13 protein-coding genes are annotated in these 12,774 nt (G+C 69.6%); 4 read left to right on the forward strand and 9 right to left on the reverse strand.

Annotated features, from left to right (window positions below):
• Window positions 1-1,437, reverse strand: a complete 1,437-nt coding sequence (locus PYV02_RS03550; protein WP_275756259.1) for an ABC transporter substrate-binding protein — start codon at window positions 1,435-1,437, stop codon at window positions 1-3.
• A gap of 131 nt (window positions 1,438-1,568) precedes the next feature.
• Between PYV02_RS03550 and PYV02_RS03555 the strand changes: the two genes are divergently transcribed.
• Window positions 1,569-2,498, forward strand: coding sequence for a dihydrodipicolinate synthase family protein (locus PYV02_RS03555; RefSeq protein WP_275756261.1), 930 nt, complete (start codon window positions 1,569-1,571; stop codon window positions 2,496-2,498).
• Window positions 2,495-3,232 carry an SDR family NAD(P)-dependent oxidoreductase gene (locus tag PYV02_RS03560; protein ID WP_275756263.1) on the forward strand — a complete coding sequence of 246 codons (738 nt, stop codon included), beginning with the start codon at window positions 2,495-2,497 and terminating at the stop codon, window positions 3,230-3,232. The genes PYV02_RS03555 and PYV02_RS03560 overlap by 4 nt, the downstream gene beginning before the upstream one ends.
• Here PYV02_RS03560 and PYV02_RS03565 read toward each other — a convergent pair.
• Window positions 3,229-4,029 carry an IclR family transcriptional regulator gene (locus PYV02_RS03565; RefSeq protein ID WP_275756265.1) on the reverse strand — a complete coding sequence of 267 codons (801 nt, stop codon included), beginning with the start codon at window positions 4,027-4,029 and terminating at the stop codon, window positions 3,229-3,231. The two genes, PYV02_RS03560 and PYV02_RS03565, sit on opposite strands and share 4 nt — an antisense overlap.
• 135 nt (window positions 4,030-4,164) lie before the next feature.
• Here PYV02_RS03565 and PYV02_RS03570 point away from each other — a divergent pair, with 135 nt between their 5' ends.
• Complete coding sequence (locus PYV02_RS03570) at window positions 4,165-4,770, forward strand: SGNH/GDSL hydrolase family protein (RefSeq protein ID WP_275756267.1); 606 nt, start codon at window positions 4,165-4,167, stop codon at window positions 4,768-4,770.
• A gap of 233 nt (window positions 4,771-5,003) precedes the next feature.
• Here PYV02_RS03570 and PYV02_RS03575 read toward each other — a convergent pair whose 3' ends face one another.
• From PYV02_RS03575 to PYV02_RS03585, 3 genes are read right to left on the reverse strand one after another with little or no spacing between them, the layout of a single operon-like run.
• Window positions 5,004-6,377 (reverse strand): NAD(P)(+) transhydrogenase (Re/Si-specific) subunit beta, encoded by a 1,374-nt coding sequence (locus PYV02_RS03575; protein WP_275756269.1) that lies wholly within the window; start codon window positions 6,375-6,377, stop codon window positions 5,004-5,006.
• Entirely contained in the window at window positions 6,374-6,676 is a 303-nt protein-coding gene (locus tag PYV02_RS03580) for an NAD(P) transhydrogenase subunit alpha part 2 (protein WP_275756271.1), read from the reverse strand. The genes PYV02_RS03575 and PYV02_RS03580 overlap by 4 nt, the downstream gene beginning before the upstream one ends.
• The gene (locus tag PYV02_RS03585; RefSeq protein WP_275756273.1) at window positions 6,676-7,818 is read right to left on the reverse strand and encodes a Re/Si-specific NAD(P)(+) transhydrogenase subunit alpha; all 1,143 of its coding nucleotides are present in this window, start codon (window positions 7,816-7,818) and stop codon (window positions 6,676-6,678) included. The genes PYV02_RS03580 and PYV02_RS03585 overlap by 1 nt, the downstream gene beginning before the upstream one ends.
• A gap of 155 nt (window positions 7,819-7,973) precedes the next feature.
• Here PYV02_RS03585 and PYV02_RS03590 point away from each other — a divergent pair, with 155 nt between their 5' ends.
• Entirely contained in the window at window positions 7,974-9,620 is a 1,647-nt protein-coding gene (locus PYV02_RS03590) for a DNA repair helicase XPB (RefSeq protein WP_275756275.1), read from the forward strand.
• On the opposite strand, the gene PYV02_RS03595 is transcribed toward PYV02_RS03590, so the two are convergent.
• From PYV02_RS03595 to PYV02_RS03610, 4 genes are all read right to left on the reverse strand, one after another.
• Complete coding sequence (locus tag PYV02_RS03595) at window positions 9,581-10,069, reverse strand: hypothetical protein (protein ID WP_275756276.1); 489 nt, start codon at window positions 10,067-10,069, stop codon at window positions 9,581-9,583. The genes PYV02_RS03590 and PYV02_RS03595 overlap by 40 nt on opposite strands.
• Before the next feature lie 332 nt (window positions 10,070-10,401).
• A complete protein-coding gene (locus tag PYV02_RS03600) occupies window positions 10,402-10,743 on the reverse strand; it encodes a DUF1697 domain-containing protein (protein WP_275756278.1) in 342 nt (113 codons plus the stop codon).
• 9 nt (window positions 10,744-10,752) lie between these two features.
• Window positions 10,753-12,390, reverse strand: a complete 1,638-nt coding sequence (locus PYV02_RS03605; protein WP_275756280.1) for a SulP family inorganic anion transporter — start codon at window positions 12,388-12,390, stop codon at window positions 10,753-10,755.
• Entirely contained in the window at window positions 12,387-12,743 is a 357-nt protein-coding gene (locus PYV02_RS03610; RefSeq protein WP_275756281.1) for an ArsR/SmtB family transcription factor, read from the reverse strand. The genes PYV02_RS03605 and PYV02_RS03610 overlap by 4 nt, the downstream gene beginning before the upstream one ends.
• Window positions 12,744-12,774 lie beyond the last annotated feature (31 nt).

The raw sequence follows: 12,774 nt of genomic DNA on the forward strand, positions 1-12,774 counted from the left end.
CTATTCGCCGTCCCAGTCGCTCAGCGGGTCCCAATCGGCGAACGTGATGTCGTCGCGGCTCGCACCGGGCACCGCATCGATGGCAGCGTCGATCTGAGCGTCGAGGTCGGCCGCGATCGGTCCGAACGGCTGGTTCTGGATGATCGCGTTCGCCGCCGCGGCGACCGGGTTGAGCCCCGTCTGGCCGGCGAGTGCGTTGAAGATGGCCGCACCGCCCTCGCTCAGCAGAGCCGGGTTCGGGGCGAAGCGAACGGTGTCCTCCGCGATGCTCACGATCGTCGACTGGTCGTCGGTGAGCTTGTCGCGCCACGCCGACTCGATCGCGGTGAGCGTGCCGAAGGTGTCGTAGTACTCGCCCTGGAACTCCTCCGAGGCCAGGCACTCGAGCACCTGCCAGGCCGCATCCGGGTTCTCGGTCTCGCTCGACATGCTCCAGTGCGGGGCGAACGACGAGAGCTGCGCGTTGTACGCCTCGCGCCCGCCGTCCGGAACAGGCGGGGCGACGATGCCGAGGTTGAGGTCCGGGTTGAGCGCGCGGATCTGGGCGACGTGCCAGGGCGCCGTCGAGTACATCGCCAGTCGGCCCGCCGCCATCTCCTGGAACGCCTTCGTGCCGTCCCAGCTCTCCCAGCCGGGCTCGAGCACGCCGTCGGCCTGCATCGCGGTGAGCATGTCGACGAGGGCGACGAAGTTGGGGTTCGAGACATCCGCCTCGCCCGTCTGCAGGTTGACGCCGTTGGTCGACAGCGTCGCCGGTGCGCCGGTGCCGAGCATCCAGTTGATGGCGGATGCCGTGCCCGCCGTCGGGGCGAAGCCGTACACGCTGCCGCCGTTGTCGGCCGTCACCTTGCGCGCGATCTCATCGAGCTCGCCCCACGTCTCGGGCGCCTCGTCGAAGCCGGACGCGGCGAGCACGTCCTTGTTGTAGACGAGAAGCGACACGTACGACCAACCGCCCCACGTGAGCGGGACGCTCACGAGGTCGCCGTCGCGGTAGAGACCGGAACGCTCCGGGTCGGTGATGCTGCCCTCGGGGAACCGGCTCGTGAACTCCTCGTCGGCGTAGTCGGAGAGGGAGGCGACCCAGCCCTTCGTGTAGAACCGGTCGAGCGCGGCCTGGCCCTGGGCCTGGAAGACGTCGGGTCCGTCGCCCTGCTGGAACATGAGCTCGATCGCGTTGAGCTGCTGGTCGGCCGGGTTCTCGACGATGGTGACCGTCAAGCCGGGGTTCTCGGCCTCGCAGCGGTCCATCTGGCTGCGGTAGAGCGCGCTCGCGCCCGACGGGTCGGGGACGATCGCGAGCGTGACCTCGCCGGTCGCGCCAGGGCCCTGATCGGCAGGCGCGCCGAAGAGGCTGCACCCGGCGAGCGCGACGGCGCTCGTGGTCAGGATTGCGGCGGCTGCGAGCGGACGGCGTCTCTGTGTGCTTCGGGGCATGAACAACTCCTTCGTTGTGAATCTAGAGAACATTCCTGATCTATGCGATCTGTGGTTAGAGTATCTACATTATGCAGATTATTCGCAAGTAGTGGGTGATACAACTGTGAATCACTGGTCGAGGAGGACCCATGAGTTCGATGTCATTGCGCGGGGTCGTGCCGATCCTGGCCACGCCGTTCGATGCGGACGGAGCGCTGGATGAAGCGAGCCTCGGCCGCCTGATCGACTACGAAATGGCTGCCAGCGCCCGCGGGCTCGCAGTCTTCGGCATGGCGAGCGAGGCCTTCTCGCTGTCGGGCGACGAACGGCGCCGCATCCTCGAGATCGCCGTGCGGGGGACCGATGGGACCGGGCTGCCCCTCATCGCCGGAATCGCCCCGACATCGCTGCAGTCCGCACGGGATCAGCTCGCGAGCTGCGCCGCAGGCGGGGCATCCGTCGTGATGGTGATGCCGCCGCACTTCGTGAAGCCGTCGGCCGCGCAGGTGGTCGACTTCTTCGGCGCACTGTCCGAGGACGCGGCTACGGCGGGGCTCGAGATCATGGTGCAGGACGCCCCGGGCGCGACCGGGGTCGTGATGGACGTCGACACCCTCGCCGCGTGCGCGTCGTTCGACGCCGTCACCTCGGTCAAGGTCGAGGCGCCGCCGACGGCGCCCAAGATCCACCGGCTCTCGACGCGAGCCGAGTTCGCCGATGTCGAGATCCTCGGCGGCCAGAACGCGCAGTTCCTCCTCGAGGAGCTCGCGTCGGGAGCGGTGGGCACGATGCCCGCGTGCGAGTTCACCGATCTGCTCGTACCGATCATCGAGGACTGGAACGCGGGTCGGGAGGATGCCGCACGGGACGAGTTCACCCGCATCCTGCCTTTGGTAGTTTGGGGGCTCCAGCCCGGCATCGCGTGGGCTGTGCACAAGGAGGTCCTCGTGGCGAGAGGCATCATCGCGCACTCCACAGTGCGCTCCCCCGCGTCGCCCCTCGCCCCGCACTCGAGGGTGCTCCTGCACCAGATGACGGAGCGGCTGCACCTGCCCGCCGTCGACCGGGTGCGCGTGTGACCGGTCGGGCGCTCGTCACCGGGGCCACGTCGTCCCTCGGCGCCGCCGTGCTCCGTGCGCTCGACTCCGCGGGCTACCGCTCGGTCGGCACCTCCCTCGACGAGGCCGGGATCGGCGGAGTCGTGGAGTACGTCGCGGCGGACCTCAGCGCGCCCGGGGAAGCGGCTCGAGTGCTCGATCGTGCGATGGCCGTGCTCGGCGGACTCGACACCGTCGTGTGCATCGCCGGCGCGATGCCGGTGGCCCGCATCGAGGACACGACCGACGAGCAGCTCGCCGCCGCCATGAGCGGGTCGTTCTCCACCTTCTTCGAGACGGCCCGCGCCGCGGTCACCCGGATGCCGCCGGGCTCGAGCATCGTCGCCGTCTCGTCGGTGAACGCGACCCTCGCAGCGCCCGGGGTTGCGGCGTACGCGAGCGCGAAGGGGGCCGTTGAGGCGCTCGTGCGCCAGCTCGCGCTCGATCAGGCGGCACGGGGCATCCGGGTCAACGCGGTCGCACCCGGCCTCATCGACTCGGGCACCATCGCGGACGGCGGCGCGGGCTACCCGCGGGGCCGCGCCGTGACCGATGACGAGGTCGCCGCCGCGATCGTGTTCCTCGCCCTCCCCGGATCGTCGGGTATCACGGGGGCGGTGCTGCCCGTGGATGCCGGGCTCTCGATCACCTCGCCAGCGTCGTTCCTCCGGCCGGACCTGCGCCAGCGGCTCACTCCGGCCGATCGCGCGGACTAGCGCCGCGAGGCGTGGAAGCCGAGGTCGGAGGAGATCTGGTCCGCCCGCTCGATCGCCCGCACGGCGAGCGCTTCCGTGCGCTCGGGCAGGCGGATCGCCGACATCGGTCCCGAGATGGACAAGGCGGCGACGATCGCGCCCGAGCGATCGCGGATGGGTGCGGCCACGCAGGCGCGGCGCAGCGCGAGCTCTTCCAGCTCGACCGCATAGCCGCGGGAGCGGACGGAGTCGAGGTCCGCGACGAGCTCGTCGAGGGTGGTGAGGGTATTGCCGGTGTACTGGGGGAAGGGCCCCGGGCCGAGCTGCTCCGCCACCTCCTCGCGCGAGAGGTCGGAGAGGAGCGCCTTGCCGAGTCCGGTTGCGTGCAGCGGGCCGCCTCGGCCGATCATCGTGGCCGACCGTGGAGCATCCGCCCCCTCGAAGTGCGCGAGGTAGAAGAGGTTCGTTCCCCGTCGTTCGGCGAGGTTGACGCCGAGCCCGAGCTCCGCGGCGAGCGATTGCGCGAGCTGACGCCCGGCCTGGTGAACCGGGGACTGGTTGAGAGCGACCGCGGCGAGCGTGACGACCTGCGGGCCGGCGGTGTAGAGCCCGCTGCGCTCGTCGAGGCTGAGGAAGCCGAGACCCAGCATCGCGCCGACGAGCCGGGAGACCGTCGATTGGCCGAGACCGGTCAGCTCGACGAGCTCGGAGATGCGCAGCTGCGGGCGCTCTTGGGTGAAGCACGACAGCACCGACAGAGCCCGCTCGACGCTCTGCGTGCCGGTCGCGTTCTCCTTCGTCGCGGCGCCTGCGGCCATGCGCTCCTCCTCGGTCGGGTGTCGTGGTGCATTCTACGCATGGCTCGCGGGCCGCCCGATGGTGCACCCTCAGTGCATCCACTATACGGATGATGTAGGTTCTTTGTGGATAATCGATCCGTTACAGGGGAGCGCATGGCGAACACGATCGTCTTCACGGGAGACAGCATCACCGACTCCGGGCGGCGCGATCCCGAGCGGTCGCCTCTGGGCTCAGGCTACGTCGCCCTGCTCGCGCCCGAGCTCGCCGCCGCAGGCTGGCAGGTCGTGAACACCGGCATCTCCGGAAACCGTGCTCGGGATGTCGCGGCCCGCCGGCACTCGGACATCGACGCGCACTCCCCCGCCGCGGTAAGCCTCCTCGTCGGGATCAACGACGTGTGGCGGCGCTTCGACAGCGACGACCCCACGAGCGCCGAGGACTTCGAGAGCGCCTACCGCGAGATCCTCGGCGACCCGGGCATCCGCGCCGCGCGCTGGGTGCTCCTCGAGCCGTTCCTGATCCCGGTAGCGCCGAGCCAGCACGAGTGGGCGGAGGACCTCGACGGCAAGCGCGAGGTCGTGTGCTCCCTCGCCGCCGAGTACGGTGCCGCATTCATCCCGCTGCACGCCGAGATGAACCGGGATGCCTCGGACCTGGGTGCCGCCGCGCTCACGACCGACGGAGTGCACCTCACCCCGATCGGCTACGAGCGGCTCGCGGCGCACTGGCGGGCCTACGGCGCGAGCGCCCTCGCCTAGTTGTTAGTGCCCAGGGAGGTTATTTGACCTGGTTGCGGTGAGGTGACGAGAACCTCCCGGATTAGACACCACTTCTGATTCAGGAGGTTCTCGTGCGAGGCCTGCTCCGAGTCAACGTGCCGCGCAGCCTCCCCGCCGGGCTCCACTTCTACACTCACCACAGGCCCCCGCACCGCCATCGGCAAGGTCCCACCGATCAACCGGATCTCGAACAACCAGGCTGCGCTCGACTCCTAGAGGTTCTTCACCGCCGTGAGCACCTTGGTGAGCGACTCCTTCGCGTCGCCGAACAGCAGGGCGGTCTGCGGCTCGTAGAGCAGCTCGTTCTCGATGCCGGCGAAACCAGGACGCATGGAGCGCTTGAGGAAGACGACCTGGCGTGCGTCGGCGACATCCAGAATCGGCATGCCGTAGATCGGCGAGCCCTTGGTGTTCTTCGCCGCGGGGTTCACCACGTCGTTGGCACCGACGACGAGGGCCACGTCCGCGTTCTTGAACTGCGGGTTCACCTCGTCCATCTCCTGCAGCTTCTCGTAGGGCACGTTGGCCTCCGCGAGCAGCACGTTCATGTGCCCGGGCATGCGGCCGGCGACCGGGTGGATGCCGAACACGACGTCGATGCCCTTCGCCTCGAGCGTCTCCGCGAGTTCCGCCATCGTGTGCTGGGCCTGGGCGACGGCGAGACCGTAGCCGGGGACGACGATCACGCGCTGGGCGTAGCCGAGCAGGATCGCGACATCCTCGGCGCTCGAGGACTTCACGGGCCGGTCGGACTCCTGCGTGGAGCCCGCGGTCGAGCCGCCCTTGAAGGCGCCGAAGATGATGCCCGCGACGCTGCGCCCCATCGCTTGCGCCATCGCGCGAGTGAGGATCGTGCCGGAGGCACCGACGAGCGTGCCCGCGACGAGCAGCAGGATGTTGCCGAGCACGAGACCGGATGCGGCGACCGTGAGTCCCGTGAACGCGTTGAGCAGCGAGATGACGATCGGCACGTCGGCGCCGCCGACCGGCAGCACGAGCAGCACGCCCGCGACGAGGCCGAGCGCGAGCAGCACGAGCACGGCGACGAAGGAGTGCGTCGCGATCACGAAGCCGCCGGCGACGAGCGCGCCGAGCAGCACGGCGCCCATCACGAAGGGCTGGCCGGGGAAGGTGATCGCGCGCGTCGGCATGAGCTCCTGGAGCTTCGCGAACGTGATGCACGAGCCCGAGAACGAGACGGCACCCACGAGCACCGTGAACGCGACGGCGAGCGCCGACCACGGGTCATCCGAGTGCGGGAGCTCGAGCAGCGCGACGAGCGCCGCGGCGCCACCGCCGACGCCGTTGAACAGCGCGACGAGCTGGGGCATCTGCGTCATCTTCACGCGGCGCGAGATCGGGGCGGCGATCGCGGAACCGACGACGATGGTGCCGAGGATCCATGGCAGGTTCTCGAGCTTCATCGACAGGAACACGGTCACGAGCGCGACGAGGGCGCCGAACGCACCGATGAGGTTGCCGCGGCGCGCGCTCTTCGGGGAGCTGAGGCCCTTGAGGGCGAGGATGAAGCAGACCGCGGCAACGAGGTAGAGGATCGCCGACCACTCGGGGCTGAGGATGCTCACTTGGCACTCTCCTTCTTGACGTTCTTGCGGCCGCCGAACATCTCGAGCATGCGGTCGGTGACGACGAAGCCGCCGACGAGGTTGACGGTCGCGAGCAGCACCGCGATGAGCGCGATGACGAGCACGAGCACGTCCTCCGCCTGGCCCGCGACGATGATCGCGCCGACGAGGATGATGCCGTGGATCGCGTTCGCGCCCGACATGAGCGGGGTGTGCAGGGTGCTGGAGACCTTCGCGACGACCTCGAATCCGACGAAGACGCTGAGCACGAAGACCGTGAGCAGGGTGATGGGATCCATTACTTCTTCGCTCCCTCCACCGCGGTCGCGGTGGGCTCGTGGCGGATGACGCCCTCGTAAGTCAGGCACGCGCCCGCGACGACCTCGTCCTCGAAGTCGGGGGTCACGACGCCGTCGACGGTCATGAGGGCGATGAGGTTGGAGACGTTCTTGGCGTAGAGGCGCGAGGCGTCGTAGGGCATCGTGGATGCGGCATCCTTCATGCCGACGATCGTGATCTCGCCGCCGTCGACCTTGACGCGCACGTCTTCGCCGGGCTTGCTGCCCTCGACGTTGCCGCCGGACTCGGCCGCGAGGTCGACGATCACGCTCCCGGCGCGCATGCCGCTGAGCATCGCCTTGGTGATCAGTCGCGGTGCCGGGCGACCAGGGATGGCGGCGGTCGTGACGATCACGTCGGAGTCCGCCACGTGCGGGGTGAGCAGCTCCTGCTGGCGCTTGGCGCGGTCGGCGGCGAGCTCCTTGGCGTAGCCGCCACCGGCATCCGCGGCGTCGAGATCGAGGTGGATGAACGTGCCACCCATGGACTGCACCTCGTCGGCGGATGCAGCGCGCACGTCGTTCGCCGACACCTTCGCCCCGAGGCGCTTGGCCGTCGCGATCGCCTGGAGCCCCGCGACACCCGCGCCGAGCACGAGCACCTTCGCCGGCGGGATGGTGCCCGCCGCCGTCATGAACAGGGGGAAGAACCGCGGCAGCCGCATCGCGCCCTCGAGCACGCAGCGGTAGCCGGCGACGAGCGCCTGGGACGTGAGCGCGTCCATCGACTGGGCCCGGGAGATGCGCGGCACGAGTTCGAGCGCGAAGGCGGTGACGCCCGCGTCGCGCAGCGCCTTCACCGCGGCCAGCTCGGACGCCGGGGATGCCAGGCCCACCGTGATCGCGCCCTTGCGCAGTCCCGTGATCACCTCGGGCTTCAGGGGACGCACATGCGCGAGCACGTCGGCCTTCGCGAGGTCGAGCTTCTTCGCCACGGTGGCCCCCGCGGCGGTGTAGTCCGCGTCCGGGTAGCCGGCCTCGACGCCGGCTCCGGCCTCGACGGTGACCTCGAGCCCGGCGGCGATCAGCTGCCGCACCGACTCGGGCGTTGCGGCGACGCGGCGCTCACCGGCATCCGGTTCTCGCCTCACTGCGATTCTCATGGCACTCCTCATGGTGGCGCAAACGATCGAAATGTAGCAGCCGCTCGGGAACGAATCTGCCCCGATCTGCGCGGATGTGCGAGAAGAACCGCGGAACTTAAGGAAACCGGAAACCACCCGCCACGCCGAGCGCGGCCCCGGCATAGGCTTGAAGGATGCTCCCGAACGGTCCCCTCATCGTGCAGAGCGACCGTACCGTGCTGCTCGAGGTCGCCCATCCGGAGGCCGAGGACGCCCGGCACGACCTCGCGGTGTTCGCCGAGCTCGAGCGCGCACCCGAGCACATCCACACCTACCGCATCACCCGCCTCGGCCTGTGGAACGCCCGCGCCGCCGGTCACACGGCGGAGGACATGCTCGCCACCCTCGAGCGCTACTCGCGCTTTCCCGTGCCGCAGGCGGTCTCCGTGGACATCGCCGAGACCGTCGGTCGCTACGGCCGCCTCGTGATCGAACGGGCGGATGATGGCGCCCTCACCCTCACCGCGACCGACCCTGCCGTGCTCGGCGAGATCACTCGGGCGAAGAAGGTCGCCGAGCTGCTGTTCGAGAAGCGCGGCGAGCGCACCTACGTCGTGCAGGCCTGGGCGCGCGGCCAGCTCAAGCAGGAGCTGTTGAAGCTGGGATGGCCGGCCGAGGATCACGCCGGCTACACGCCGGGCACCCCGCACGACATCGCGCTCGACGAGTCCGCGTGGCACCTGCGCCCGTATCAGACGCAGGCGATCGACAACTTCACTCGCCACGGCTCCGGGGTGGTCGTGCTGCCGTGCGGCGCGGGCAAGACCCTGGTCGGGCTCGGAGCGATGGCGGCGACCGACACGACCACGCTCATCCTCGTCACCAACACGGTCTCGGCGCGCCAGTGGCGGGCGGAGCTGCTCAAGCGCACGAGTCTCACCGAGGACGAGATCGGCGAGTACTCCGGGCAGCTGAAGGAGATCAAGCCCGTCACGATCGCGACGTACCAGATCCTCACCGCGAAGCGAAAGGGCGAGTACGCCCACCTCGCGCTGCTCGATGCGCTCGACTGGGGACTCGTGATCTACGACGAGGTGCACCTGCTGCCGGCACCCGTGTTCAAGCTCACCGCCGAGCTGCAGGCCCGCCGTCGGCTGGGGCTCACCGCGACGCTCGTGCGCGAGGACGGGCGCGAGGGCGACGTGTTCTCGCTCATCGGCCCCAAGCGGTTCGACGCTCCGTGGAAGGAGATCGAGGCGCAGGGCTTCATCTCCCCCGCCTCGTGCTTCGAGGTGCGCATCGACCTGCCGGAGCACGAGCGACTCGAGTACGCGGCATCCGCCGATGACGGCCGGTACCGCCTGGCGGCGACGGCGCCCGCGAAGCTGGACGTGGTGCGCACGCTCGTCGCCCGCCATGCCGGGGAACGGATCCTGGTGATCGGGCAGTACCTCGATCAGTTGGACGAGCTCGCGGATGCCCTGAACGCACCGTCGCTCACGGGGTCGACGCCGATCGCCGAGCGCGAGCGGCTCTATCAGGAGTTCCGGGACGGCACGACTCCCGTGCTCGTGGTCTCGAAGGTCGCGAACTTCTCGGTGGACCTGCCGGAGGCGACCGTCGCGATCCAGGTCTCGGGGTCGTTCGGTTCACGTCAGGAGGAAGCTCAGCGTCTGGGCCGTCTGCTGCGGCCGAAGGAGAGCGGGCTGCCCGCGAACTTCTACACGCTCGTCGCGCGCGACACCGTCGACCAGGATTACGCGCAGAATCGCCAGCGCTTCCTGGCCGAGCAGGGATACAGCTACACCATTCTCGACGCGGACTCGCTCGAGGCGGCCTGAGGCCGCCTGCGCGGACCGCCCGCGTGCACCCCGCACCGCTCGACGACCCACTCGGCGTGCTCGAGACCGACCGCCCGACGGTCGCCCGGGCCTGGGTGCCGGGACCAGTGCACCACGACCGGGGCATCGGCCGCGAGCGGCAGGCGCGGCCACACCGGATCATGCAACCGGGCGGTGTTCGCCGCGACCTCCACGTGAAGCACGTGCGGCATGGCTTCGCCCAGGTGCAATGCCACCGCGCTCACGCACGTCAGCCGACCGCCGATCCGCCACGCCCGGAGCACGGCCGGATGCTCGTCCGGCCGTGCGAACCAGCCATTGCGTACCCGGATCAGTCGCCACCCATACCACGCGGCGAGGTCAATCTGGCCTGGGTCGACTCCCGCGCTGACCAATTCTCTGCGCGCGGCAAGGCCTCCCAGTGAGTCCACGATGTCCAGCATCTTCATGCCTCCACGCTCGCACCCCATGACCGCCCGTCTCGTCGGCCTCACGCGTTGTGTGGATAGCGTCGGACGCACCGCCGATGTGGGATCGCCAGACACTCTGAGTTTGAAGGACTGTCCTTCAAAATCAGAGTCTCGTAAACGTGAGGATGGGCGCTGCCGCAGTGTGCTCAGTGCGAGAGCTCAATAAAGTCAGTGCGAGAGCTCAACAAGCTTGCGAACGGTATTGAGATTGCGCGCGGTTCCCGGCACGGCGAGGCGACGCATCAGCCCGTCCGTGTTCAGCTCGGAAGCGCCGATGCCGTGGGCATAGCGGAGGTGGAGGTGGTCTCCTATCACCTTCCAGCGGTCGGCGCCGGCGCGCTGAGGAAGCTGATGTAGGAGTACCTGGGGTCGACCACCTCGAACGGGTGTTCGGCGAGTGCTCCAACGAGCTGCTCTCGTGTTCGCGACATCACCTCCCTCGACCACCCGTAGGCGGCAGTGAGCGCGGATTCCACGGCGCGGTCGAAGGCGTCCGCGTCGCCCGAGATCGTGACGAGCGCGTTGCCGGAGGCAATGTAGGTGCGCACGTCCGCCGCCCCGAGGCCGCTGAGCAGCTCGCGGAACTCCGCCATCGGCAGCGTCGCACCGCCGACGTTCACGGCGCGAATGAAGAGCACGCGGGGCTGGGCCACCCGCCCAGGTTACGGCGACGCGCGCCGCACGTGCGATCGCGCGTGTTCGACCGCCGCGTCGAGCGAGTCGAAGAGGTGGTTCTGGTGGCGCAGCGCATCGAGCACCCCCACGTGCGTGGCCAACCGCAGGTGCTGCGGCTGGATGCCCTTGATGAGCACGGTGATCCCGCGCCGCTCGAGCGTTCGCACGATCTCGGTGATGACGTTGGCACCCGTCGCATCCAGAACCTGCAGCTGGGACATCCGGATGATGACGACGGTAACGTCCCTGATCTGGCTGACCCGCTCGAGCATGCGCTCCGCCGCCCCGAAGAACAGCGCCCCGTCGAGCCGGAACAGCGCAATGCGCTCGTCGCCGGGTTCGGCGGGCCCGGGCAGTTCCTCGCGGTGCACGCCGGCGGCCCGCGAGAGGGAGCGCAGCGCGGCGAAGGCCGCGACCGCGATGCCGATGCCCACCGCGATGATCAGGTCGAACGACACGGTGATGATGGCGGTGACGACGAACACGATGGTGTCCGATCGGGTGGAGCCGACGACGCTGCGCATCGTCGCGAGCGAGACCATGCGGAACGCCGTGACCATGAGCACCCCCGCGAGCGCCGCGAGCGGAATCTGCGAGACCACGGTCGCGGCGAGGTAGACGACGCCGAGCAGCACGAGCGCGTGCACGATCGCGGCGAGCCGCGTGCGCCCACCGGAGCGCACGTTGACCGCCGTGCGCGCGATGGCGCCGGTCGCCGGCATCCCACCGAAGAATCCGGCCACGAGCGAGGCGAGCCCCTGCCCGACCAGCTCACGATCGGCGTCGTACGCGCCCGTGTCGGCGATGGATGCCGCGACCCTCGCCGAGAGCAGCGACTCGATCGCCGCCAACGCCGCCACCGCGAAGATCGGCCCCACCAGGGTGGACACCACCGCCCAGTCGAAGCCGGGCACCGACGGCGCCGGCAGGGAGCTCGGCAGCTCGCCGATGCGCGCCAGTGGCAGGTTCGTCCACGCCGTCACGAGCGACACCACCACGATCGCGATGATCGACCCGGGCAACTGCTTGTGGATGCGCGGCGCGAGCAGCATGATCCCCGCCGTCGCGGCGACCGCCGCCAACGACCAGCCCACCGCCGGCCAGTGCATCGCGCTGAGCGCCTCGAACGCCGAGACGAGCGCGCTGGAACTCGCGTGCGGGGTGCCGCCGAGCGCTGCGGGCACCTGCTGCAGGAAGATCACGATCGCGATGCCGAGCGTGAAGCCCTCGATTACGGGCCACGGGATATACCCCACCACCCGACCGAGCTTGAGCAGCCCCGCGACCAGCACGACCACACCCGCGAGCACGCTGACGATCGCGATGACCCCGGCCCCGTGCGTGGCGACGATCGGCCCGAGCACCACCACCATCGCCCCGGTGGGCCCGGAGACCTGCACGTTCGAGCCGCCGAAGACCGCAGCGACCAGACCGGCGACGATCGCCGTGATGAGGCCCGCCTCGGCTCCCGCCCCCGAGGACACCCCGAAGGCGAGCGCGAGCGGCAGTGCCACGATGCCGACGGTGACGCCGGCGAGCAGGTCGCCCTTCCAGGTGCGCCGGATCGGAGTGTAGTCCGCTCGGCCCGGCAGCAGGGGGCGCAGGTAGCCGAGCACGCGCTTCATCGGGACACCGTCGTCAGGTGCGCCCGCGTCGTCTCCAGGACGTCGACGAGCAACGACCGGGCGGCCGCGAGCAGGTCCGCGACCTGCGGGTACGCCAGCCGGTAGTACACCTGGCTGCCGCGCCGCTGACCGGTGACCAGGTTGTGCCTGCGGAGCACCGCCAGGTGCTGGGAGAGGTGGGATGCCTCGAGCCCGGTATCGCGCAACAGCTCGGTCACCGGCACCTCGTCGGACGCCGCGAGCACCTCGAGCACGCGCACCCGCACGGGATGCGAGAGGCCCTTGAACAGGTTGGCCTTCACCTCATAGAGCGGATGGTCCTCCGCGCTGAACCCGTCGCTCGCTGACTTCATGAATTCATCATATCACGAAGAGGCTCCCAGA

It is taken from the genome of Antiquaquibacter metalliresistens (assembly GCF_029211225.1).
Classification (GTDB): domain Bacteria; phylum Actinomycetota; class Actinomycetes; order Actinomycetales; family Microbacteriaceae; genus Rhodoglobus; species Rhodoglobus metalliresistens.